The 26458-nt window shown below is 43.2% G+C and carries 17 protein-coding genes and 2 pseudogenes; 13 read left to right on the top strand and 6 right to left on the bottom strand.

Annotated features, from left to right (window positions below; translation table 11 throughout):
- The first annotated feature begins 21 nt into the window (after nt 1-21).
- From D8S85_RS07670 to D8S85_RS07610, 13 genes and pseudogenes are all read left to right on the top strand, one after another.
- The gene (locus D8S85_RS07670) at nt 22-2388 is read left to right on the top strand and encodes an SLBB domain-containing protein (RefSeq protein ID WP_106625013.1); all 2367 of its coding nucleotides are present in this window, start codon (nt 22-24) and stop codon (nt 2386-2388) included.
- Nucleotide 2389: 1 nt separating this feature from the next.
- Entirely contained in the window at nt 2390-3523 is a 1134-nt protein-coding gene (locus D8S85_RS07665; protein WP_127074947.1) for a Wzz/FepE/Etk N-terminal domain-containing protein, read from the top strand.
- 141 nt (nt 3524-3664) lie between these two features.
- Nucleotides 3665-6580 (top strand): FAD-binding and (Fe-S)-binding domain-containing protein, encoded by a 2916-nt coding sequence (locus D8S85_RS07660; RefSeq protein WP_181951149.1) that lies wholly within the window; start codon nt 3665-3667, stop codon nt 6578-6580.
- A 124-nt stretch (nt 6581-6704) separates the two neighbouring features.
- Nucleotides 6705-7675, top strand: a pseudogene (locus D8S85_RS07655) (Gfo/Idh/MocA family protein).
- An 82-nt stretch (nt 7676-7757) separates the two neighbouring features.
- A complete protein-coding gene (locus D8S85_RS07650) occupies nt 7758-8153 on the top strand; it encodes a WbuC family cupin fold metalloprotein (protein WP_106480188.1) in 396 nt (131 codons plus the stop codon).
- Between the two features lie 121 nt (nt 8154-8274).
- Nucleotides 8275-9564: a nucleotide sugar dehydrogenase gene (locus D8S85_RS07645; RefSeq protein WP_106480187.1), complete on the top strand. Its 1290-nt coding sequence runs from the start codon at nt 8275-8277 to the stop codon at nt 9562-9564.
- Between the two features lie 34 nt (nt 9565-9598).
- Nucleotides 9599-10471 carry a glucose-1-phosphate thymidylyltransferase RfbA gene (gene rfbA, locus D8S85_RS07640; protein WP_106480186.1) on the top strand — a complete coding sequence of 291 codons (873 nt, stop codon included), beginning with the start codon at nt 9599-9601 and terminating at the stop codon, nt 10469-10471.
- A gap of 184 nt (nt 10472-10655) precedes the next feature.
- Nucleotides 10656-11708, top strand: coding sequence for a dTDP-glucose 4,6-dehydratase (rfbB, locus tag D8S85_RS07635; protein WP_106480185.1), 1053 nt, complete (start codon nt 10656-10658; stop codon nt 11706-11708).
- A gap of 64 nt (nt 11709-11772) precedes the next feature.
- Nucleotides 11773-12318, top strand: coding sequence for a dTDP-4-dehydrorhamnose 3,5-epimerase (gene rfbC, locus D8S85_RS07630; RefSeq protein ID WP_106480184.1), 546 nt, complete (start codon nt 11773-11775; stop codon nt 12316-12318).
- A gap of 11 nt (nt 12319-12329) precedes the next feature.
- The gene (locus D8S85_RS07625) at nt 12330-14270 is read left to right on the top strand and encodes a polysaccharide biosynthesis protein (protein WP_106480183.1); all 1941 of its coding nucleotides are present in this window, start codon (nt 12330-12332) and stop codon (nt 14268-14270) included.
- Between the two features lie 83 nt (nt 14271-14353).
- Nucleotides 14354-15208: a dTDP-4-dehydrorhamnose reductase gene (rfbD, locus tag D8S85_RS07620; protein WP_106480182.1), complete on the top strand. Its 855-nt coding sequence runs from the start codon at nt 14354-14356 to the stop codon at nt 15206-15208.
- A 38-nt stretch (nt 15209-15246) separates the two neighbouring features.
- On the top strand, nt 15247-16857 hold the full coding sequence (locus D8S85_RS07615; protein ID WP_106480181.1) for an ABC-F family ATP-binding cassette domain-containing protein: 1611 nt from the start codon (nt 15247-15249) through the stop codon (nt 16855-16857).
- A gap of 106 nt (nt 16858-16963) precedes the next feature.
- Complete coding sequence (locus D8S85_RS07610) at nt 16964-17896, top strand: UDP-glucuronic acid decarboxylase family protein (RefSeq protein WP_106480180.1); 933 nt, start codon at nt 16964-16966, stop codon at nt 17894-17896.
- Nucleotides 17897-18054: 158 nt separating this feature from the next.
- On the opposite strand, the pseudogene D8S85_RS07605 reads toward D8S85_RS07610, so the two are convergent.
- From D8S85_RS07605 to D8S85_RS07580, 6 genes and pseudogenes are all read right to left on the bottom strand, one after another.
- Nucleotides 18055-18666 (bottom strand): annotated as a pseudogene (locus D8S85_RS07605) (glycosyltransferase family 2 protein); the annotation flags it as partial.
- A gap of 358 nt (nt 18667-19024) precedes the next feature.
- On the bottom strand, nt 19025-19789 hold the full coding sequence (locus D8S85_RS07600; protein WP_240648906.1) for a S1C family serine protease: 765 nt from the start codon (nt 19787-19789) through the stop codon (nt 19025-19027).
- Nucleotides 19755-20450, bottom strand: a complete 696-nt coding sequence (locus D8S85_RS07595) for a hypothetical protein (protein WP_127074945.1) — start codon at nt 20448-20450, stop codon at nt 19755-19757. Before D8S85_RS07595 ends, D8S85_RS07600 begins: the two co-directional genes overlap by 35 nt.
- A 6-nt stretch (nt 20451-20456) precedes the next feature.
- Nucleotides 20457-22019, bottom strand: coding sequence for an AAA family ATPase (locus tag D8S85_RS07590; RefSeq protein ID WP_127074944.1), 1563 nt, complete (start codon nt 22017-22019; stop codon nt 20457-20459).
- Nucleotides 22020-22099: 80 nt separating this feature from the next.
- Nucleotides 22100-23029 carry a coiled-coil domain-containing protein gene (locus D8S85_RS07585; RefSeq protein ID WP_127074943.1) on the bottom strand — a complete coding sequence of 310 codons (930 nt, stop codon included), beginning with the start codon at nt 23027-23029 and terminating at the stop codon, nt 22100-22102.
- Nucleotides 23026-26457 (bottom strand): cell division protein FtsA, encoded by a 3432-nt coding sequence (locus tag D8S85_RS07580; RefSeq protein WP_127074942.1) that lies wholly within the window; start codon nt 26455-26457, stop codon nt 23026-23028. The genes D8S85_RS07585 and D8S85_RS07580 overlap by 4 nt, the downstream gene beginning before the upstream one ends.
- Nucleotide 26458 lies beyond the last annotated feature (1 nt).

The raw sequence follows: 26458 nt of genomic DNA, 5'->3' as shown, positions 1-26458 counted from the left end.
AAAACATTCAAAAAAAGTAATATGAGATTTTTAATATTTATTGTACTTATGCTTGGCATCACGGGAATCGCTTGGGCGCAGATGACCGATGCACAAGTCGTTGAAGCAGTGAAGTCCGCACAGGCTCAAGGAAAAAGTCAAGACGAGATTATTTTGATGTTATCGCAAAAAGGTGTCACGAAAGAGCAGGTGTTGAGAATCAAGGAGAATTACGAGCGAGAAAATGCGGGGAAGCAAGGTGGTTTGGCACAGGGAAATAGAGAACGTATCGAAACTATTTCGTTGGGAAATCGGGATGTGGTGTTAGTTACCGAAGGGGATAAACATAGCATTTTTGGACGGAATTTGTTTAATAATAAGAATTTAACCTTCGAGCCGAGTTTGAATATCCCTACGCCGGAGAATTACGTGTTAGGACCGGGGGATGAGGTGATCATTGATATATGGGGAAATTCGGAACTAACCGTTCGCCAGGTGATTTCCCCGGAGGGAAATATAAACGTGTCGAATATCGGACCGATTTATTTGAATGGAAAACGGATACAAGAAGCATCATCTTATTTGAAGGCGATGTTTAGTCGTATATACTCGGATTTAGCCTCAGAAAATCCATCAACATTCCTGAAAGTGTCGTTGGGACAAATTCGAAGTATTCAAGTAAACGTGATGGGAGAGATCGTCATGCCCGGAACGTATATGTTGCCCTCTTTGGCAACGGTGTTTCACGCGTTGTATGCGGCAGGAGGTGTGAATAACGTGGGGACTTTGCGGGATGTTGTGTTATACCGGAATGGAAAAGCCTTTAAGCACGTGGATGTCTATGACTATATCATGAATGGTAATAATAGTTTTGACATCACGTTGCAAGATGGTGATTTGATTAACGTGGGTACGTATGAAAAGATTGTTACCGTGGTTGGTAAAGTGAAACGTCCGATGCGTTACGAAATGAAGGGTGAAGAAAGTTTGACTCAATTGTTGGAGTACGCGGGAGGATTTGCGAGTGATGCGTACAAGAAGAATGTGAATGTGAGCCGTAAGGGCGATTCCGAATTTCAAATATATACTGTAAACAATGCAGATTTTGCCGATTTTATCTTAGCAGATGGAGACTCCATTATGATTGATCCGATCATTAGTCGATATGAAAATCGGGTAACCGTGGATGGAGCTGTATATCGTCCGGGAAATTACGCGATAAATAGTTCCATAAAGACCGTGAAAGATTTGATTAACCTGGTGGAGGGACCGCGGGAAGATGCCTTCTTGAACAGAACTATTTTGTACCGGGAAAAAGAGGATTTGACGAAAGAAATGCTTGCTGTCGATTTGGGAAAACTACTAAGAGGTGAGATAGATGATATTCTTTTAAAGAAAAATGACCGCTTGTATGTGCCTTCTGCAACGGAATTACGGGGTGATTACGTGATTGATATTCGGGGAGAGGTAAAGAACCCTCGAAAATATCCTTTCGTGGATAACATGACATTGGAAGATGCCGTTCTTCAAGCGGGAGGTTTGTTGGAATCGGCATCCATGGTACGCGTGGATGTCGCTCGGAGAATCAAGGCTCCTAATAGTACGGAGGAAGCTCCGGAAGAGGCAGAATTATTTACATTTGCCTTGAAGAATGGTTTGGTTGTAGAGGGCGATCCCGAATTTACTCTTGAGCCGTTTGATGAGATTTATGTCCGTCGTTCTCCGGGATACAGCGAACAACAGAACGTGGTGGTGAGGGGTGAGGTACTTTACCCGGGTGTGTATGCCAAACGTTCATCGAATGATCGTCTTTCGGATCTCGTGAAACGGGCTGGTGGTGTGACTTCGAAGGCTTACGTGAAAGGGGCACGCTTGTTGCGTCGTATGAATTCGGACGAGTTGGATAGAGTGAAATCTGCGATGCAGTTGGCAAAGCATTCCAAGCGCGATTCCGTTGTTATTGATAGCATGGTGTTTGAACAGGTATATTATGTCGGTATTGACTTGAAGGATGCGTTAGAGAATCCGGGAGGGGAATCCGATTTGGTGCTTCGGGAAGGAGATATATTGCAAGTGTCGAATTACGTGAATACCGTTAAGATCAGTGGAGCGGTGATGTATCCTAATGCCGTGACTTACATTAAAAAAATGAAATACAAGGATTACATAGAGAACGCGGGAGGATATAGTGTCGATGCAAAAAAAGGAAAGGCTTACGTGTTGTACCCGAACGGGACACTCGCTGTTTGCAAGGGAAATCGGACAAAAATCGAGCCGGGAAGCGAGATTATCGTTCCGTTGAAATCCATGAACAGGAATCGGCTGGGATTACCGGAAATTTTAAGTCTGACATCATCAACGACTTCGATAGCGGCAATGGTTACTGCAATTCTTAACAACACGAAATAGTATGGAACAGGAAGTAAAGCAGGCAAATCAGATGCCACAGGAAGAAGAGATTGATTTGGTTGAGGTGGTTCGGAAATTGTGGAAAAACCGGAAACTGATACTGAAAATTACCGTCGTGTTCATGGTGTTAGGGGTATTGGTGGCCCTATTTAGTCCGAAAGAATATACTGCCGGATGCACGATGGTCCCTCAATCTGGAGATAAAAAAGTGGGTGGCAATCTGAGTGGATTGGCCTCCATGGTTGGGATTAATTTGGGGGGTGCTTCGGGAGGTGAGGTTTTATCTCCGACAATTTATCCTAAAATTGTGGCAAGTATTCCTTTCAAGAAAGATTTGATGGTAACACCTTTAAAGTTTGAAGGATACGCTCAACCGATTACGCTATTGGATTATTATACAAAAGATGAATACCAAAAATTTAGTTTGGGTCATGCGATTGTAAAATACACGGTTGGGTTACCGGGGGTAATCATGAGTGCGATTCGGGGAGAAGATACAACTCGGATTTCCGCGGGAAAAGGAAGTGCGATACAGTCTCTCTCAAAGGATGAGAAAAAGATGGCCGAGATGTTGAATAAGATGATTTCTTTGAACGTAAATGATAAAGATGGTTATGTACAACTGTCTGCATCTTTGGGAGAACCATTGGCTGTAGCTCAACTGGCGGAACGGGCACAAGAACTGCTGCAGACGTATATTACGGATTTCAAGATTGAAAAGGTGAAGTCAAACTTGACCTTCGTGGAACAACAGTATGATGCCGCGAAAAAGCGTTACGAGAAAATGCAGGATAGTTTGGCTCGTTTCAGAGATGCAAACAAAAGTTTTTCTTCTGCAGTGGCAAAAACTCAGGAAGAGGCTTTGACGAACGAGTATAATCTTGCTTATAGCGTGTATTCCGAATTGGCAAAACAGATGGAACAGGCTAAGATTGCCGTGAATGAAACTACCCCGATTCTGACGATCGTGGAGCCGGTTGTTGTCCCGATGGAACGCTCTAAGCCGAAGCGCGGATTAATCTGCGTGTTGTTTACCTTCTTGGGTGGTTTTGCCGGAGTTGGTACGGTCTTGGCATTACCTTTCGTGGCTGATGTTTTTGGAAATGATAAACTAAGACGGTTTATAAAAGAGTAAACTCGTGACCGGAAATCTGGTTGTCCTATTATAGGAGGTATGTCAAAATGTATTGGCATACCTCTTTTTGTGGGAAGTTTTTTACCTTTGTAACATGAGGGGAATTGGTGTGCGGGGTGAAACATTTGATGGTAATTGAAAATGATTGATTTTGAGCAATTAACACGAAATATAAAGGGGGATGTGATGACGGACTCCCTTCACCAAATGATTTATGCAACAGATGCATCAGCTTACCGGGAGATGCCGTTGGCCGTTGTATATCCTCGGGATGCCTCGGATGTGAAGGCGTGTATCGGGTTTGCGAGGGAAAATGGGATTACATTGATTCCCCGGGCTGCTGGAACTTCTTTGGCCGGGCAGGTTGTGGGGAATGGGGTGGTCGTTGATGTGTCCCGGTATATGAATCGCGTGTTAGAGATAAATGAAGAGGAACATTGGGTTCGGGTTGAACCGGGGGTGGTGTTGGATGAATTGAATATGCGGGTAAAATCATTGGGACTGTTCTTTGGACCGGAAACCTCTACGTCTAATCGTTGCTGTCTGGGAGGAATGGTGGGGAATAATTCGTGTGGTTCTCATTCTTTGGTGTACGGGAGTACGCGGGATCACCTTTTGGAAGCAAAAGTTATTTTGAGTAATGGCGAGGAGGTTGTGCTGAAAGGGCTGGAGAAAAAAGAAGTGTTAGACAAGATGACATGCGACTCGTTGGAGGGAAAGATATACAAGTGTGCCGTGGAGATGCTGGAAAAGAATGGAGAGGAGATTGTTCAACATTTTCCCGATCCGGCATTGCGAAGAAGAAATTCCGGATACGCTATAGATCAGTTGTTATACTCAAATTATTTTGATGCTACTCGTGAAGATAAGTTTAACTTGTGCAAGTTGTTGGCCGGATCGGAAGGAACTTTGGCGTTTGTAACCGAGTTGAAATTGAATCTTGTCCCGTTGCCACCCAAAGAGAAGGCGGTAATTTGTGTACATTGCAGGACATTGGAGGAGGCATTCGAGGGAAATCTGGTTGCGTTGAGACATCATCCGGTGGCGATCGAGTTGATGGATCAAAATATTTTGGAATTAAGTAAAGGAAATATAGCACAGAACAAGAATCGTTTTTTCATTCAGGGTGATCCTGCCGCGATCTTGATTGTTGAGTTGGCATTGGACAGTAGGGAGGAGGTCGATCGGGTGGCAGATCGGATCGAGGCGGATATGAGAATGCACTGCTATGGGTATCATTTCCCGCGAATATACGGGAGTGATATTAACCGGGTATGGAGCTTGCGGAAAGCCGGGTTAGGACTGTTGTCCGGGATGCCGGGGAATGCGAAGCCCGTTTCCGTGATCGAGGATACAGCCGTGGCGCCGGAACGCTTACCTGCTTACATGAAAGATTTCGGGAAAATGTTAGAACGGTTGGGGTTAACGTGCGTGTATCATGCACATATCGGTACCGGTGAGTTGCATCTACGCCCCGTGTTGAATTTGAAGGAGGAAAAAGATAGGGTGTTATTCCGGCGTGTGGCCGAAGAAACAGCCAAGCTAGTGAAGAAACATTGCGGATCGTTGAGTGGGGAGCATGGTGACGGACGGTTACGGGGAGAGTTTATTCCCTTGTTATTCGGGGAAAAGGTGTACGGTTTGATGCAGGAAACTAAAGTCTGTTGGGACCCGGAAGGCGTTTTTAACGCTCGGAAGATCGTGAACACACCCCCGATGGATACCTCGCTTCGGTATGAGGTCGGGGATTCGAACGTGACGTGTCACACGTATTTTGATTTTTCGAAAGAAAAAGGTTGGTTGTGTGCTATTGAGCAATGTAACGGTTCGGGAGATTGTCGGAAATCGTATGCTTTTGGTGGAACAATGTGCCCGAGTTTTCGGGCCACGAGGGAAGAGAGCCATACGACACGCGCCCGGGCGAATACATTACGGGAGTTGCTGGCTCGTCCAAGAACGAAAAAAATATATGATCAACGGGAGATTTTAGAGGTATTGGATACCTGTGTTTCATGTAAGGCCTGTAAATCAGAATGTCCTTCTAACGTGGATATCGCTCGTTTTAAAGCAGAGTTCTTGCAGCAGCATTATGACGTGTGCGGCATGCCAATGAAGGCTTATTTAATTGCCCGTTTGACTGAAATTCAGCGTTTGGGTTCGATTTTCCCGTGGCTGTATAATGCCGTCGTTCGAAACCGGGTGACAGGTGGAATATTGAAACGCATATTGCATTTTGCACCGGAGCGGGCAATTCCTACTCTTTATAAAACCACGTTGAAACATTGGTTGGGGCGTTACCGGTGGAAGAATAAGGGAACAACCGTGGGGAAAGTGTTTCTTTTTGCCGATGAGTTTACGAATTACATGGACGTGGAGATCGGGATAAAGATGATCAAATTACTGGATCGGTTGGGATATGAAGTCTGTATTCCAAAACACGTGGAGAGTGGGCGAACGGCCATCTCGAAAGGCATGTTAAAAGTGGCGAAAAAGGTGGCCCGAAAGAATGTACTGCTGCTGAAAGACGCGGTTTCAGAGCGTATCCCATTGGTGGGCATCGAGCCTTCATGCATCTTGTCATTCCGGGACGAGTATCCGGATTTGGTCGGGGATGATTTGAAGGAAGAAGCCGTGAAGTTAGGAAAGAATTGCTTGTTGTACGACGAATTTTTTACCCGAGAGATGCGTGCCGGAAGGATACGGGCAGAACAATTTACCCGTCAGCCGTTGAAAATTATCTTGCATGGGCATTGTCACCAAAAATCGTTGGCTTCCGTGGAACCTTCTCGGGAGATGTTGTCTTTACCCGTGAATTATAGCGTGGAAGTCATCCCTTCCGGATGTTGTGGGATGGCCGGAGCTTTCGGGTATGAGAAAAAGCATTATGAGTTGTCCATGAAAATCGGGGAACAGGTGTTGTTTCCAGCGGTGAGAGATGCGGGGGAGAATGTTTGTATTTCGGCTTCTGGAACGAGTTGTCGGCAACAAATAAAGGATGGTACGGGAAAACAGGCGTTGCATCCGATTGAGGTCCTGTACGAAGCATTGCAGGTATGAAGGAAAAATAACTTCGAATTTCGTCGTCCTTTCGTTTGATGTAAAGTATTAAAATTATATTTTTGAAGTGCAAATTTTTAATTTGACAAAAAGTAGACGTGAGTAAAGAATTAATAAAATAGATATGAAGAACTTTGCAATTATTGGCGTGGCAGGATATATCGCTCCAAGGCATTTGCGAGCCATAAAAGACACGGGGAATCGGCTGGTAGCTGCTTATGATAAATTTGACAGCGTGGGTATTATGGATAGTTATTTCCCGAATTGCTCTTTTTTCACGGAGATGGAGTTGTTCGATCGTCATTGCTCGAAATTGAAAAAACAGATGAACGGGTGAACATGTTATCGATCTGTACGCCGAATTATTTGCATGATGCTCATATCCGTTATGGTTTGCGTTTGGGGGCTGACGTGATTTGCGAGAAACCGTTGGTGTTGAATCCTTGGAACATAGATGCCCTGGAAGACGTAGAAAAAGAAACAGGACACAAAGGATACACGATCCTGCAATTGCGTTTACACGAGTCAATAAAAGCTCTGAAAAAGAAAATAGAAGAAGGGCCGAAAGACAAGGTATATGACGTGGATTTGACGTATATTACTTCTCGCGGGAATTGGTACTACACGAGCTGGAAAGGGGATGAACGCAAGAGCGGGGGTGTCGCCACGAACATCGGGGTCCATTTTTATGATATGCTGTCATGGATCTTTGGTCCGGTGAAGGAAAATATCGTACATGTGATGAGTCACGATCGGGTTGCCGGTTTCTTGGGGTTGGAAAAGGCTCGTGTGCGTTATTTTTTGAGCATAAATGCTGATAATTTACCTGAAAATGCCGTGCAGGGAGAGAAAAGAACGTATCGTTCTATCCGTATAGAAGGAGAAGAATTTGAATTCAGTCAGGGGTTCACGGAACTGCATACCGAAAGTTATCGGAAAATTTTGGCAGGAGAAGGGTTCCGCATCGAAGAAGCTCGTAATTGCATAGGGATCGTTCACGACATTCGACATGCCACCCCGATCGGCTTGAAGGGAGATTACCATCCTCTGGCTAAATTGCCATTGGTGAAGCATCCGTTTGGGTGGGGGAGATGAGAAAGTTAAAAACTAAAAGATAAAAGCTAAAAACTAAAAGCTAAAAAAAGACTAAGGGGTAAAAACTAAAAATAAAGGGAAAATGAAAATTATTGATAATGAGTTGTTGGACGAGGTTTCTCGGCAAGCGGAGGAAAGCCCGCGTTTGAGGATGAATTATAATTTTCACGACACGTTGGAAGCCAATGCTCAACGGTTGCTGAATGCCTTGGAACCGGGAACTGAATTACCCGTGCATCGACATTGTTTTACCGCGGAAACTTATATCGTGTTGCGCGGTGAAATAAACGTGTTCTTTTATGATGACGACAAGCGGGTAACCGAGTCCGTGACATTGAATCCCTTGAAAGGTGAATATGGTATTCATATACCTGCCGGACAATGGCACACGCTGGAAGTCGTGGAGAAAGGGACCGTAATCTTTGAGGTGAAAGATGGACCGTATCGTCCGTTAGGGCCGGAAGACAGACTGGATTAATTTTAGATTTTAAATTTTAGATGTATGATTTCCACCCGCGGGGGGCAATTGCTTTTTAATCGTAAATCGTAAAATTAGTTCATTCTAAACTCTAAATTTTAAATTCTAAATTCTATCACGTATGTATAATAAGTTATTAGATAAAAAGGCAAAGTTAGCATTAATCGGGTTAGGATATGTCGGGTTGCCGATTGCTTTGGAGTTTGCCAAAAAAATTTCTGTGATCGGGTTCGATATAAACGAGGAACGCTTGGCAAAGATGAGAAAGAAGATAGACCCGTGTAACGAGTTGGGGACGGAAGCATTTGAGGATTGTGATATCTATTTTACCTCTTCTGTGGCTGAATTACGGGAAGCGTCGTTTTTTATCGTGGCGGTGCCGACCCCGATCGATAAATTTAATCAACCGGATTTAAAGCCTTTGCTGGCGGCTTCCCGCACGGTAGGGATGGCTTTAAAGAAAGGTGATTACGTGGTTTACGAATCCACGGTTTACCCGGGCTGTACGGAAGAAGATTGCGTCCCGGTGCTGGAAGAGGTGTCCGGGCTGAAAGTTGGAATTGATTTTAAGATCGGTTATTCTCCCGAACGAATCAACCCGGGCGACAAAGTTCACACGTTGGCCAACACGGTAAAAATTGTTTCAGGAGGTGATGCCGAAACCTTGGAAACCGTGGCTAAAGTTTACGAGCTAGTGGTGAAACCGGGAGTACATCGGGCTCCGAACATCAAAGTGGCTGAAGCAGGGAAGATTATCGAAAACACGCAGCGGGACGTGAATATCGCTCTGATGAACGAATTGTCCATTATCTTCAGCCGTATCGGTATCAACACGTATGACGTGTTGGAGGCCGCGGGAACGAAATGGAATTTCTTGAAATTTTATCCCGGTTTGGTAGGAGGGCATTGTATCGGGGTCGATCCTTATTACTTGGTACATAAGGCAAAAGAATTGAAATATCATCCGCAAATGATTAATGCCGGGCGGTTTGTAAATGACTCGATGGGAGGATATATCGCCAAGAAAATCGTGAAAAAGATGATCGGGATGGGAAAGAATATCCTGGGGGCTCGCGTGTTGGTTATGGGTGTTACGTTTAAAGAGAATGTATCGGATATCCGGAATTCGAAAGTCGTGGACATCGTGAGAGAGTTGAAAGATTTTGGCGTGGATGTAGATGTCACGGATCCGAACGCGGATTCGGAGGAAGTGATGCACGAATACGGTTTCCGGTTGATCGAAAAACCCCGGGCAAACTACGATGCCGTCATCGTGGCGGTTGCGCATAAAGAGTACATGGATTTGGACGAGGACTATTTCCGGGAATTGACATACGAACATGCTGTATTAGGAGATATAAAAGGAATTTACAGGGGGAAAATTCACCAGATGAAATACTGGAGCCTATAAATAAAATGATAACTTTGCGTCAGAATTTAATGATATGAAAGGAATTGTATTAGCCGGTGGATCCGGGACCAGGTTATATCCAATTACGAAAGGCGTATCGAAGCAATTATTGCCGATATATGATAAGCCGATGGTATATTACCCCATTTCTGTATTGATGTTGGCGGGAATCAAGGATATTTTAATTATTTCAACCCCGCAGGACTTACCGGGTTTCGAACGTTTACTCGGTGACGGTTCCGATTACGGGGTTCGTTTCACCTACGCGGAACAACCCAGCCCGGACGGGTTGGCACAGGCATTTATTATCGGGGAGGAATTTATCGGGCAGGATTCGGTTTGCTTGGTGTTGGGAGACAATATTTTTTATGGACAACATTTTACAGGCATGTTGTTAGATGCCGTGAAGGCCGCGGAAGGAGAGAATAAGGCAACCGTTTTCGGTTATTGGGTGAATGACCCGGAACGTTACGGGGTGGCCGAATTTGATCAGGACGGGAATGTACTGAGTATCGAGGAAAAGCCGAAAAAACCGAAATCGAATTATGCCGTGGTCGGGTTGTACTTCTACCCGAACGAGGTGGTGCGTATTGCTAAAGAGATAAAACCGTCCGCTCGCGGGGAGTTGGAAATTACTTCTGTGAATCAAACCTTTCTGGAGGCTGGCGATTTAAAAGTTCAGTTATTGGGACGCGGATTTGCTTGGTTGGATACGGGAACTCACGATTCATTGGCTGAAGCCTCCAATTTCGTGGAAGTGATCGAAAAACGCCAAGGCCTAAAGGTGGCTTGTTTGGAAGAAATAGCCTACATGAAAGGATGGATTGATGCAGAGCGTTTGAGGACTGTGGCACAACCGATGATTAAAAACCAGTATGGGCAATATTTATTGAAATTACTGCAATAATTCCAACAAATTGCAGGTTGCAAGTTACAAGTTGTTTTACAGGGTATAAGTTATTTCTAAATTATGGGAACGGTTAAGTGTTTTGAGGATTTTAAGATTTGGCAGGATGCCCGTTTGTTGGTAAATCAAGTTTACTTGTACACGACTGTAGAGAAGTATTATGGGTTTAACTAAATTTTGAAGAATGAAAAATTTACTAATCACTGGCGGGGCCGGCTTTATCGGTTCACATCTGGTTCGGCTAATGGTAAACAAATATCCGGAATATCGTGTGATCAATTTGGATAAGTTGACCTACGCGGGCAATCTGGCCAATTTGAAGGATGTCGAGAAAATGTCGAATTACAAGTTCGTGAAAGCGGATATTTGTGACTTCGAGAAAATACGAGAGATTTTTACCGAATATGAAATAGACGGGGTAATCCATTTGGCAGCAGAGAGCCACGTGGATCGATCGATCAAAGATCCGTTCTCTTTTGCCCAGACAAACGTGATGGGAACGTTAAGCTTGTTGCAAGCTGCCAAGCTGGCTTGGGAGGGTAATTTTGACGGAAAACTGTTTTATCATGTTTCAACGGACGAAGTGTACGGTTCTTTGCAACCGGATGGAGGATTCTTTTTGGAAACCACAAAATACGATCCTCACTCTCCCTACTCGGCCTCGAAGGCTTCCTCCGATCATTTCGTGAGGGCGTACCATGACACTTACGGGTTACCGGTGAAAATCTCGAATTGTTCCAACAACTACGGGCCCTTCCAGTTCCCGGAGAAGTTAATCCCGCTATTTATCAACAATATTCGTCACAACAAACCGCTTCCCGTGTATGGGACAGGAGAGAACGTGAGAGATTGGTTGTTCGTGGAAGATCATGCACGGGCCATTGATTTGATATTCCATAAAGGTAAAGTGGGAGATACTTACAATATCGGAGGGTTCAACGAATGGAAAAACATTGATCTGATCAAAGTGATGATCCGGGTTACCGACCGTTTATTAGGACGTCCGGAAGGAACTTCCGAGAAGTTGATCACGTATGTAACGGACCGGGCCGGACACGATTTGCGTTACGCGATCGACTCCACCAAATTGCACGAAGAACTAGGTTGGGAACCTTCCCTGCAATTCGAGGAGGGGATTGAAAAAACAGTAAAATGGTATTTGGAAAATCAGGATTGGTTGGATAACGTGACGAGTGGAGAATACATGAAATATTACGAATCAATGTATAATCTGTAAATTGAAATATGAAATTGTACCTGGTGTTGCATTTTCAATTTTCAATTTTCAATTTTCAATGATAATGAAGGTTATTGATACAGAAATAGAAGGTCTTGTTATACTTGAACCGCAAGTGTTTGGTGATGATCGGGGGTATTTCTTCGAAAGTTTTTCGTTAAAACGTTTTGAAGAAAAGGTAAGTAAAACCGTGTTCGTGCAAGATAACGAATCTAAGTCTAAATATGGCGTGTTACGAGGATTACACTACCAATTGCCTCCATACACGCAGGCAAAACTGGTGCGTGTCGTAAAAGGCCGTGTGTTGGATGTTGCCGTGGATATTCGTAAAGGTTCGCCCACTTTCGGAAAACATGTAGCCGTGGAATTGAGCGAGGAAAATAAATTGCAATTCTTCCTGCCCAAGGGATTCGCGCATGGATTTGCCGTTTTGAGTGAAGAGGCGGTATTTCAGTACAAATGCGACGAGTACTACGCTCCTGACCACGAAGGGGCGATTCGTTACGATGATCCGGAACTTGGAATTGATTGGAAATTGCCGGTAGAAGATATCATATTATCGGAGAAAGATAAAAAACATCCGAGGTTGCAGGATGCGATATGGTTGTAAAAAAGAATTGAATGAAAAATTATTTATTTGGACCGAATGGATTAGCTACCAAGATTGTACACGCGAAATATCTGAGTCGCTGGATCGTGATGGGGATTGACGTCGTGCTGTCAACTTTGGTAACGGTTTTTGCTTACTGGCTTATCCGGTTTGTCAGAGAAGAACCTGTTGTTTGGTCATTGGCTATATATTTGGCATTACTGGCAGCAACCATCAGCGCGTTAGCGTTTGCGATATTACACGTCCATCGCGTCGTGATGCGTTTCACCACGTTGCGGGAGACATGGCGTATGGGAATGGCGATGACCTTGAAAGTGATCATTCTTTACCCATTGATTCACGTCTTCTACCCGCAAGTATCCAACGAAAGATTGATCTTGGGAGCTTTGTTGGATGTGATGACAACGACGGTCGTGTTGGTATCCGTGCGGGTCGTGTTGGTAAGTTTGTATGATTTCTTGAAGGTGCGCTTGAATGGAGAACAAAAGCGGGTATTGATCTTCGGGATGGACGATTGTTCCGCCTCGCTCAGTACGGCCGTCTCTAACAGTTTCCTGCCTTCATACAAAGTGACGGGCTATTTGACGATAGGGAAAAGATATAAACATTACCGCTTATCCGGTGAATCCGTGTACTTTATCACGGGAGAAGAGGGATTTAACCGCTTGGTAAAGCATTTGCGGATTCATGGTGTCGTGTTTCCGAATTATCGGACGGCCCAGGAAGAACAAAAACGGTTGGTGCGCTATTGCCAGAAATTGGGTTTGGAAATGTTGGTACTGCCTTCCGTGGAGGAAATGAGTGACGGGCAGTTGCCGCGCCCGCAGATGAAGGAAATCCGTCTGGAAGACCTGCTTGGGCGTGACGAAATCAAGATCAGCATGAAAGAAATTGCAGAAGGATTGGAGGGGAAAGTGGTCATGGTAACGGGAGCAGCCGGCTCTATCGGGAGTGAATTGTGTCGGCAGTTGACGCGTTTTAAAGTCAAGCAATTGATCTTCCTGGATTCAGCAGAAACCCCGATGCACAACATTCAGTTGGAATTCACGGATAAATACCCGACAACACCCTTTGTCCCTGTCATCGGGGACGTAAGATCGCTTGATCGCATGGATTTTGTATTCCGTAATTATCGTCCTCAGGTGGTATTCCATGCGGCGGCTTACAAACACGTGCCCTTGATGGAAGCGAATCCTTGTGAAGCCGTGCGGGTGAACGTGTTCGGAACCATGAATGTGGCTGACCATGCCGTGAAATATGGTGTCGAGCGTTTTGTGATGGTATCCACGGACAAGGCGGTAAACCCGACAAATATCATGGGAGCTTCCAAGCGTTTGGCCGAAATCTATGTACAAAGCCTAAGCGTGGCCATTCGGGATGGCTTGCAAGCGGGGACAACCCGCTTTATCACGACTCGCTTCGGGAACGTGTTGGGATCTAACGGTTCGGTGATCCCGAGATTCCGCGAACAGATTCGCAATGGGGGACCTGTAACGGTGACACACCCCGATATTATTCGTTATTTCATGACGATCCCGGAAGCCTGTCGTTTGGTGATGGAAGCCGGCACGATGGGTATGGGCGGTGAGATTTATATTTTCGAAATGGGACGTCCCGTGAAAATTGCCGATATGGCAAGACGGATGATTGAATTATCGGGATTTGATCCGGACAAGGACATCTCCATCGTTTACACGGGATTGCGACCGGGCGAGAAATTATACGAAGAACTGTTGAGTAACAAGGAGAACACCCTACCCACCGCTCATAGCAAGATTCGGGTAGCGAAAGTCCGGGAGTATAATTATTTTGATGTCGTAAATGAATTGAATAAATTGAATGAACTGGCTGCCAGGGTAAATATCCCGGATGTGGTGAAGATGATGAAGGACATTGTGCCCGAGTTTGTCAGCATGAATTCCGAATTCGAGAAATACGATAAGCGAACATAACGTCTTCAAGCCCGTGAAAGCCAACGTGTGTCGGCTTTAAGGGGAAAAATCATAAATCATAAATCTAAAATCAAAAATTACAAATGGCAAATATATTGATCACGGGTGCGAATGGACAGTTGGGTACCGAACTGAGAAATCGCAGTTTTTCTTTGCTGGATGACGTGTTTTACACGGATATCGAAGAATTGGATATAACGAATTTTAAGGCGATATGCTCCTTTATCGAGACGCATGATATCGACACGATCATCAATTGTGCCGCGTACACGGCTGTCGATCAGGCCGAGGAAGACGAGGAAAAAGCGATGAAACTGAATCGTGATGCCGTGGCAAACCTGGCTAATGCAGCAGTGAAATTGGATTGTCTGTTGCTTCATATCTCGACAGACTACGTGTTTGACGGAACCTCCGATCATCCTTACACGGAAAAAGATCCTACAAACCCGCAAAGCGTGTACGGGAGAACGAAATTGGAAGGAGAACAGGCCATCAAGAAATCTGGATGTCTGTATCTTATTATCCGTACGGCTTGGTTGTACTCCGGGTATGGACATAATTTCGTGAAAACAATATCCCGCTTGGCTTCGGAACGAGACGAATTGAACGTGGTGAACGATCAGTGGGGCACGCCGACTTATGCCGGGGATCTGGCCGAGGCGATTATTCGTATCATGGAACGGGATGATCTCCCGGAGTTGGAGGGAGTGTATCACTTCACGAACGAAGGGGCCTGTACGTGGTATGATTTTGCCAAAGAAATCGTGGCGATTACAGGTGCAAAGTGTAAAGTAAACCCGGTGACAACCGGGGAATATCCTTCCAAAGCGAAAAGACCTGCTTATTCAATTTTAGATAAGACAAAAATTAAAGAGACCTTCGACTTGGAAATCCGGGATTGGAGAGAAGCATTAAAAAGTTGCATGGCAACTTTTTAAGGTGTATCTTTGCGGGCGTTTTTAGAAAAAGATAAATAATGATTACAGTTTCGGATTTAGAGATTCAGTTTGGGAAGAGAACTTTGTTCCGGGATGTGAATTTGAAATTTACACCGGGAAATTGTTATGGAGTAATCGGTGCCAACGGTGCCGGAAAATCTACGTTCTTGAGAATATTGAGCGGCGATTTGGAGCCTACGCGGGGAACCGTGATGTTCGGACCGGGAGAACGGTTGTCGGTATTGAAACAGGACCACTTTGCTTTCGACGAGTGTACCGTTTTGGACACCGTGTTGCAAGGACACGCCTCTTTGTGGAAAGTGATGCAGGAGAAAAATGCGATCTACATGAAGGAAGATTTCTCGGATGAAGATGGGATTCGGGCCGCCGAACTGGAAGAACAATTTGCCGGAATGGACGGATGGAACGCGGAGAGTGACGCGGCGAACTTGTTGAGCGGATTGGGAATCAAGGAGGATTTGCATTATTCCTTGATGAAAGATATAAGTGGTAAACAAAAAGTACGGGTTTTGTTGGCTCAGGCCCTGTTCGGGAAACCGGATAACTTGCTGTTGGATGAGCCTACGAATGATTTGGACTTGGAAACGGTGATGTGGTTGGAAAATTATCTGGCCAATTACGAGAACACGGTTTTAGTGGTATCGCATGACCGCCATTTCTTGGATGCCGTGTGTACGCACTCGGTGGATATTGATTTCGGAAAAATCCAGTTGTTTGCCGGTAACTACAGTTTCTGGTACGAGTCGAGCCAGTTAGCCCTGCGCCAGGCTCAAGCTAAGAACAAGAAAGCCGAGGAAAAAAAGAAAGAATTACAAGAGTTTATTTCCCGCTTTAGTGCCAACGTGGCAAAATCAAAGCAAACCACGAGCCGCAAGAAAATGCTGGAGAAATTGAATATCGAGGAGATTTTACCTTCTACCCGGAAATACCCCGGAATAATCTTTACCCCGGAACGGGAAGTGGGCGACCGGATCCTGGATGTTCGTAATTTGAGTAAATCCATCGAGGGACAGACATTATTCCGCGACGTGGAATTTACCGTGGAAAAGGGAGATAAGATCGCTTTCCTGTCACGGGATCCGAGGGCGATGACCGCTCTGTTGGAGATCCTCACGGGGAACGAGAAACCGGACACCGGTAGCTTTACCTGGGGGGTAACGATCACGAGTGCCTACCTTCCGTTGGATAATTCGGCTTATTTCCAGACGGATATGACTTTGGTCGAGTGGTTAGGACAGTATTCGGCAGATACAAGCGAAACATTTTTAAGGGGATTCCTCGGGAAAATGTTATTTTCCGGGGAGGATATCTACAAGCGGGTGAAAGTGTTATCCGGTGGAGAGAAGATGCGTTGCATGATCGCCAAGATGATGTTGACAAACGCGAATGTCTTGTTGTTGGATTCTCCGGCAAATCACCTGGATTTGGAATCTATCCAAGCTTTTAATAACACGTTGGTGGCCTTCAAAGGGATCGTTCTGATGAATTCTCACGACCACGAAATCATCCAAACGGTTTGTAACCGGATCATCGAATTGACTCCTAATGGAATGATAGACAAGCGAATGGACTTCGATGACTATATCACGAGTGACAAAATTAAAGAGCAGTTGAATCAGATGTACTGATATTCATCCTAATTACCGCTGTAAATATAAATATCCGGAAATATTACTAATTAGCAATATTTCCGGATATTTTTTTATACATTTGTGTAAACAATAGAGGTGAATTATGAAGTGTGTATTAGTGACTGGTGGGGCAGGTTTTCTGGGATCTCATTTATGTGATCGATTGATAAAATCGGGTAATTATGTGATTTGTTTAGACAACTTTTTTACCGGATCGAAGGAAAATATTCAACATTTGATGGGCAATTCTAATTTTGAATTGGAGGAACGGGATATTATCTGGCCTTACATGAAGGGGGTGGATGAGATTTATAATCTGGCTTGTCCGGCATCACCGGTACATTATCAATGTGACCCGATAAAAACGATAAATACCTCTGTTTTTGGTATGGTAAATATGTTGGAACTGGCGAAAGGCGTTAAAGCCAGGCTGTTACAGGGATCGACAAGTGAGGTGTACGGTGATCCCGTGAAACATCCGCAAAATGAAGAATACTGGGGTAACGTGAACCCTGTCGGGCTTCGTTCCTGTTACGATGAAGGAAAAAGATGCGCGGAGACCTTGTGCATGGATTATCACCGCCAGGCCGGGGTCGTGGTGAAAATTATTCGTATATTTAACACGTATGGTCCTCGCATGGCCCCCAATGACGGGCGGGTGGTTTCGAATTTCATCGTGAACGCTTTACAAGGAAAAGATATTGAGATTTATGGTGATGGAACCCAGACAAGAAGTTTTCAATACGTGGATGATTTAATCGATGGTATGCTTCGGATGATGGCCACCGGGGATGAGTTTACCGGTCCCGTGAATCTAGGGAATCCCGGGGAATTCACAATGTTGGAATTAGCGAATTTGGTGCTGGAGTTGACAGGGTCCACCTCTCGAATCGTGTTTGGAGCACTCCCGGAAGATGATCCCAGAAAGCGCAAACCGGATATAACGTTAGCTCAAAAAAAGTTGGATTGGCAACCGACAATTCCTTTGCGGGATGGATTGTTGAAGACGATAGATTATTTCAGATCTAAGTTGTAATTCAGCATCTTCTTATCCGATTGGAAAGAGTTAAGCGTGAGTTAAGTCGCGACAAACAGAGGACAGACCTTTCCCCTCCGTTTTAAAGCCGTTTGTAGAAACGAGTATGACACGTCGGCTTCACGACGGGAATCGGGTTATCCCCGTTTATCTCTACCTTATCTTTTCACTTTCTCCCACGTACCTTTTCCATTGAATTTTTTTAAGTAGAAAAAAGCTTTTAACACGCTTAGATTCATAAATATAAAATAGTAGGGGATAAACAAAATTTTTATTTTTATCTGTTTCGTTGCCAGTATTGCCCCGAGGCAGGCTAGGAGGTAAAAAATGGTTTGCAGGATGAATATCACCTTATACATGATACTGTCCTGAATCATGGTGGCAAGTAGCAGGTTCAAGGGAAATAGCAGGAATAACAGGACTGGGGTGACCGACCAACGTAGCACCCGATGGGATATGTATTGAAAGGAGAGGGAGCCGTATTTGAATATGTTCAGCAAATCCTTTAATCGCGTGATGGCTTGTAATCCCCCGGCCGCGATGCGCACTTTGCGTTTTTGTTCTTCGTGCATATCCGCGGAGCCGGATTCAATGGCGTAGGCCTTGTCGCGATAGGCAATTTTGTATCCTCGTGTGGCAATTCGAAGCGAGAGCGTGAAATCGTCCAGTAGGGTGTCTTCCGGTATGTTTTCGAACAATTCCGTGCGGATGGCAAATAACTCTCCGGCGGCTCCTACTGCCGAGTGCAGTTTGGAGTCCCACGCTTGAACCTGTAATCATTTTGTAAGTGTCTGTAAATCAAAAGGAACTTTATAATATCAAGTTGAATTGATACCATAAAGTTCCCATTGGTTGAAAGAGTGTTCTCTTCCGAAAATTTGCCTAACAATGCTTCTTACGCTATATTTTAATGATTAACATCCGTTAACTCGCTACTGAGGGCAATATTCGTTACTTTTCTACATTCAACGATCAGAAAGCAAGTTTTCGTTGCTCTCAATTATCGATAATGTTTTAAGTCTTCTATACATAATCTTTAGATTTTAGTTCGCAGCAATGGCGTACATTTCTATTTTAAGCCATAATTTGAGTACTTTCCTTTTGATCTTCTATTGTATGGATATGTTATTATCTCAGATAGGGTTTGACAATATCTATGCTCCAGGCGTAGTTAAGATTGGCTTGTGAGCCGTCAGCAAACGAACCAGAGGTAATACCCACGACTTCACCATATTCATTGATAAGAGCACCACCACTGCTACCGTGGTCAATAAGCGCACTAATCTGCATAAGATTATCTGCACGCCATTGAGACACTTCGCCAGAGGAGAAGGTGTTTTCAAGACCTCGCGGACTTCCGATAGCATATACTTTCTCTCCGATTTTCGGTTTTTCTGTGGCTATAGGAATATAGTTATTGTTATCACAATCCACTCGGAAAAGGATGAAGTCTTCATCTTCACTCCTTGTAATAATCTCCGTAACTTTATATGCCACGTCACTGCCAACTAATTTGATTTGTTCTAAACCTATACCTGTTCCTTTGAACACATGGTAGTTGCTCACAGCAAGACCACCATTACCAATAAAGAAGCCAGAGCCTTGATAGGCGTTGGAACCATCAGTTGTAAACACCATAAACACCGCACTTCCGTAACGGTCGAAAATTTGTGAACCTTCCAATTTGTCGCTGGAACGTTTATTGACAATTTTACTTTTCCGAGCAGTAGAACGTGACGACTTTCCATTGGAACAATCAGCCATAGTAGTGCCAGGACGCTCTCGGTCACGTCGATGGCCCGACTTGTGAGCGCATGACACAAAGCATATTACCAAACAAAACAGGATGGCAACATGTTTAGATGTTATTCTTTTCTGCATTTTCAGCATCATCAATAATATTTTTCGGAATAATATGTATAACAAAACGTTGGTTGTCTCTTTCTTTGCCTCCTCTTTCTCGCATCAGGGTACCATCCAACAGCTTGAAGCGTTCGGTATTTTCTCCGCCTGTATAGCCAAAGTTATATCTACCATCACCACTTCCTGCTATTTGAATTTCGCAGTTTGCTCCGAAATCAATATGACAAAAATCCTTCCAGAACTTCATCAATGTAAGGGCTCGCTGAAAACTCCAATCGTAGTTAGCATCGGTCTGCTTTGTAGAGTTGCGCGAAGCTTGACCTTCAATAATGAGCAAGTACTGGTTTCCATCATTCCTATCAAGAAACTCTTTGATTTCAGTACCTGCTTGGTGAAGGCTTGCAGTGTCAGCCTCTAAATCGGATAGCTTATATTTGGTTTCCTCAAAGAAACACCTTACGTCGAGGACATATTTTTTATACTCTGCTCGATACGCAAAGTTCTTTGATTTGCCCAATTCTCGGGTTGAAGCCTCTACCTTCTTTATCTCTTCAAGCTGTTTCTCTGTCGCCTCCATACGCTTATGTAGAAGCACAATAACGAGGACGAAGAGTGTTAGCATGATGAAGAACAAGCTCGTCATCAAGTCCGAGTAACTGGTCCAGAAAAATGATTCTTTCTTTTCTGCCATATATACTTAATTGTTAGCATTTTGAGAAGGGACTTGCTGTACAGAAGCCGCTTGGGCAGGTTGTTGAACAGGATTCATCTGTACACTGTCCTTCATTTGTTGTATAACCAAAGTGGAGTCTGTTTTCTCATCTATATCTTCAACGGTAGCTTCTATCGACGCACTATCAGATGCGAACCAAATATTATAGACTGTGTTTGTGATACAAGCCAATGCAATAAGAATCACTGACACAACAACAATCCACTTCATCCATCTTGGCAGAATAGGCTGGACTGAATAAGGCGAGAACTCCCCTCTGAAAGAAACAGAGGTAAGTTCCTTGACAGTTTGTGTCATTGTACTACTTACTTGTGAAGCAAGTGAACTGTTAGAACGTTCCATGCGGTCTATGAGCTTATCTAATTTGCCAGGAATTCCTGCGATTTCTACAAGCTGCTTTTGTAGCATCGGAATTTGGTTTAGTTCTGCTCCAAATTGAACTCTTAACTCAGTATTTAACCTTTCAAAAGATTCTCTCTCGTCTGCAATTATTCTCTTAAACTCTTCTGCTTGCTGAACCAGAGTTGAATTAAGTTCGCTTGTATTGGAGCTGGCTGTTTCTTTCAAAGTCCGCAGCGCATTTCGCAATGCCACGTCAACATCAGCAGAGTCTTTAGCGATTTCTGCTTTGTGACGCATAAAGAACTGCTGAATTTCCTCTAATACATGTAAGCGGTTAGCTTCTTGCTCAAATTGAGTGGTAAAAGTATGGATTGCATCAGTATAGCCGTGAATATCATCCAAATACTTGTTAAATTGCTCCAATTTGTCGGTACATTCTTTCAGTTCTTCAAGTACGCGAACATTTGCTTTTGCCATCTTCATCACGTCCATGTCATGTACGGCTTTGATAACGTCGCCCTGAATGCGGTAGGATTCATTAACCTCACGCAATGCACCGCGCAGTGAAGAGGTGTTCTCAGCAAAAGTGTTGTTGAACTTATTAAGATTCTTCACCAAGCGATTGAGTGCATCGGAGGTATCAGAAGGCAGCTCTGGCAGTAGTTTTGCCTGAAGCCATGCAAGAAATGTATTCTTGCCGGATTCACCTTGCAGTTTATACCTTTTAAATAATAATGATGCTATGGTGGTGAGCATGATACCCATGATGCTGGCAAGCATTGCCCATGCGACCCCTGACAACAAATCGTTTACACCCTCTGCGGCAGTTCCAAAATTTCCAGATCCAGATGAAAGAAGGTCTGTTATACTACCCGTCGTAATAAGAGAACCTAAACCGACAATCACACCTGCCATCGTTCCTGCGAGCCCGCAATACAGTGGAGTTGGTGTAAGCGTGTTGATGTCATTCTCCACAGAATCACAGTGGCGGTCCACTGCATCCTTCAAAAGCGAGAAATCAATCACTGATCCAGAATTATTTTCTAAGTATTTATTGATTGATTCTTTGATTGATTCAAAAACATTGTTACCACGTCCATAAATACCAGAAACGAAATTCGTCTCAGGATTATGAGCGATACCCCAAGAATTTTCTTCCGCAAAGATTTTTTTGTAATCTCTCATGCGTAGTACATTCTTCACGAAGAAGAATATCTGTAGTGCGATTATAAACGCAACTATGATAGGAACTAATAGTGACATATTTACTTGATCAGTTTGATTTTAAGTGGTTTTGTGACTTTCCATGTGTTATCGTCAATTTTTTCACAAATGCCCTCGTCTTCAAGGCGGAAATCTGTTGCTTCTTTTATAGAAACACCACTACATTCAACTTTCTTCTGCCAATCATTTCTAGATTGAATCTTATCCAAGGCAATAATGTTAAACTTACCTTTAGATTGACAGGTGAAGGTAAGTTTAAATACACAACCTTCTTGATTCGATTCATATATCGTAGTAAAGTATATGTCAGTATCGACTTTTGCATACCCTACTTTTTGATATTCATTTTCCTTTCGTGAAGGAGCAGGCTCCTTCCGTGTGGATACGGGTTGGGAAGCAGTGACTGTTATCTTATTAATAATTCCAATTACTTGAGCCATTTGATTTTCCAATTGGCGTAAACGGCTGTCAGAGTTAGGCGCATAAGAAGAACTTATATTTGACATTCTATTATTGCGTTGTGAAGATAATAAGTTGTTTACATTTACTTGAAGTTCTTTAATTCTACGAGATTCGTCAAGAGACTTCTTAACAATTTCATATACCTGTTTTTCTTTTATTCCTTTAGGTTTAAGAAGAGATATAATAAGAGCTATCAAGCCAAGAATAAAAGCCCCAATTGAAATGTAAGCCCATGTACTTTTAGGGCTTTTCAATTCTGCTATTTTTTCTTTCATCTCTGCGCTTTCTTCCTTGGTTAAATTTAACTCTGCTGTAAGTGTATCAACTTTATTTAAGAGTTCTGTCATAAGAGTATCATGATCTGCAATTTTTTGTTTTACAGAATCAGGAAGTTCCACGATTGTCCTAATCTCATCTTTTCCTTTTGAAGATTTATCATCCTCAAAGAAACTACAAGAAGATAAAGCTAAGACGGCAGTCAACACTATGAGACTATAAACTTTTTTCATATACTTGAATTTTCTAAATAATACTCTTGAATTTTGCTTGAAAGAGACTGAAGGACTCCCTTAATTGGATAGAACGTAATTGCATCCTCAATGAGATTATCCTTATTTCCGGACTCTTTAATAGAGAGTTCTATACCTTTATCAAGGTATGTTTCCAAGTCCTTTGTGCATTCTTCTCTCGCAATCTTCATAGTGACGTTATCAACACCGAAGTTGTTGTCTAAGTTGAATGCTGATGGCATTTCAGTAAGAGTAAATCGGAAGAAGTCTTTTACAGACTTAACAATATCTGCTTTTTGAGTTTCAGAAATTGACGCATAGGTATCACTTGCACCAGCCAGTTTGCCAGATGAGTCACGGAGAACTAAAGTTTCCGGCTCTTCATCGTAAGCTTCTGTTGCAATCAAGCCACCCTTGCATGTGGATTCCTTAGGATTAGAGCCCTGCTCCAATCCAAGAATATCAAGGGCAGAACCATATTCAGATTCCAAAACTTTCTCGAAGATGATTTTTGTGTATTTACCAAGAATTTTTGCGTCAGACGATATGATGCTAATAATCTTGCTACCATTACCGCTAAATGCTATATGACGAGGTGCTTTCAGCCCTTTTGCCTTTACAATTTGAGCGATATGATAAATGATGGCAGTATAGAAGATGATGAACACCACCTTAAACTTCGTGTCATTTTGAAGTATCTTATTGAAATCAATATTATTACGGGCAAGTCCTTTTGTGGCAGAATTATCTTTCAGCGAGAAAAGGAATGATGCCATATTTGCAGGTTGTCCGAGGTTGCTATTAAAGATGTTTACTAGTTCGTTAAGTTCTGGTTTTGACTGAAGAAGTCCGAGAATGTCATTCTTGAACCAGTCTACAATACCATTATTAGGATTAATGTCAGAGAAAGAATCCTCAAAGAGCGAGTTCGCAGCGAACTTAAATGACGTGATATATTCTACTTTGCCGTTTGAAGAGAAGGCAATATCAGTAGTGCCACCACCAATATCCACATTAACGAGGTTCGTTGCTGTCGCATATCTACGGAAGTAGAATTGTATTGGAGCAACAGACTCTGATAGATTTCTTGTCGCACCATCATGGTTAAACAATTCTGTGTAGGAGTCGTTCCATGCCATGCGTAGTTGAGCAAGGCGGCGCGGTGACATGCTGTTTGGATAGAACCATGTGATTTTTGTTCGCGCAAGGCTACCGTTATTTGCAATGACCTTGTTGCGAATTATCATCATGATATTACGGATGTAAGCTTGCATTGCTGATTGTGCATTAGGCTTGCTACTCCATTTTATATTGACCATAGGCTTTGCATTGTATGCAATGCCTAATTTTTTATTGTATGTAATATCGAAATTTATTAAGCCGAATGTTCTTAATTTCTCCGTCCAGTCAGTAGATTTTGCATATGACAAAGCGGTTCGTGTTGGGAAAGAAAAATCTGAGTCATCTCCTACCACAGCAGGAATGAAATCACGAACCATCAAGTCGTTTTCATCAATCAAATCTAAAGGAATGAGTTTTCCTTGAATTTCGCGGAAGGACTGAACAAAGAACTCTGCGAATATAGATTCTGAGTCTTTATAGTTGAAAGAGTCAGAACTATTATTGTCAGCTTTCTTAAATTCAATATGTGTATTGGATGTACCCAAGTCAACAGCAAATTCAAAGTCTTCCAGATTTTGATGTGTGAGGAAGTTTGGAATAATTACATTGCTAACGCCTCCCTTATTAGAAACTCTGATAAAGTCAAAGTTGCTATTCTGGATTGTATAGGTTTCGGCCTTAAAGTCGAACAGGCCTTTTTCTTTGTTTCTGCAATCAACAGGAATATCACGTATGATTTCCCCTTCTCGGTAAAAATCAAAATTGAATTGATTGGAGAATGTACTTACGCAGGAAACCGTATATAGAGCATCGTCCTCATTTTGGAACTTTATGGCAGGCATTACAAGACCTGTAAAATCGAAGGTTGTCATGCCACCAGAGTTTTGAGTCTCTGAGACTTCAGCTTGCCTCTGGGCATAATAGATACGCTGATACTCAATGTAAGTTATATTACCATTACCCATAATAGGTATGCGTATAACTACATTTACTGAGCCACCGGCAATGGATTCCATCTCAAACGCTGGTTTACCGTCTGGCATAATTGAGTTGAGTGTTTCAATGGAGAAGTACTTGAAGTAAAGAGGCTTAATCGGGAGTAAGAAAGAGGTCATCTGCTCTACATCTTTAATATTCCCGTCGAAGAAATACTTCTTATTCAAAGAATGAGGGACCTTGACTATAGAATCTTCAAGGAAATCTCCTATGGTCAAATATGCAAAAGTTGAGCCTTCATAAGGTAGCGTTCTACGTTCGATGTTAGAAACATTTGGTTTGTATGGTGCTCTATTTGTGTTTCCCCATGTACCATTAGCATATTGCAGACTAGCATATTTATTTCCTGCTTCAACGGGAAGAACAAGAGGCTTCACACCTGCTACGCTTCGTTCGGGACGGATTGTAAACTCGTTTTCAATTTCTCTTGAAGATTTCTTCTTAAACAGGACAGTACCAAGAACTTCAACCTGGTTACTCTGTTGATGTGACTGCACGTCAATATAAGAGAAATCCTTAGCTGATGCTGGGGTAATCTCGTTTAACTTGTTCTTGATTATCTGGTCTGAAATAGCCCTGAATGTCAAGTTAAGATAATTCTCAATTTCTGGGAACAGGTTTGAGAAGCCGGGGATTGTCTTTCGGAGTGTCCACCATGCCTTAATGTAGTCGAAGTCTCTTTTATAAAGGGGTACATAGTCGCCGTCAAATGGGCGGTCATTGTTTGCAAAGAATATGTCCTGAATATATTCAAGGCTATTCGCACCGCTAAAGAATAACGTTGACGGTGAAGTGGCACCGATGATGTTTAATTCATCTGGCCCATTCGTATAATTCAGAAGATAGATGTTCTTCAACTGTCCGAAGTTATATGTGCGAGCATCGGAAACAAGATACTTCTGTAGGGCATCGGCCACATAGAAGTGGCTTGCGTTTTGGTCGTTCTTCAGAGCATCAATCATCACGGACGGATTCCAAGTGATGATTTCAATCTTATCTTTGAATTTATCGATATTGAAAAAGATCTCACCGACATCTAAAGTATCTGACACCATCTTATGAAATATGGTGTTGCCTTCCAACTCTCTAATATCACGAGTCGCTCTACGACATACTTCCTTAAAGGCTGTTTTCACAAGATCTATTCTTGCAAACGGAGACGGGATTGAAGTAATTTCATTTTTGGCACTTGCTCCATCGGGATCTTCTATTGTGTCCCGAGCATTGGAATTGTATGGGAATGCTGGGCTTTCGTTCCATTCTCGAATGGTGGACGTTCCCTCTCGATATAGTCTAAATACTTTTGACATG

The sequence above is a fragment of the Butyricimonas faecalis genome, assembly GCF_003991565.1.
GTDB lineage: Bacteria > Bacteroidota > Bacteroidia > Bacteroidales > Marinifilaceae > Butyricimonas > Butyricimonas faecalis.
Note: the sequence above shows the minus strand (reverse complement) of the source record. Positions and strands in the feature narration are given on the sequence as shown.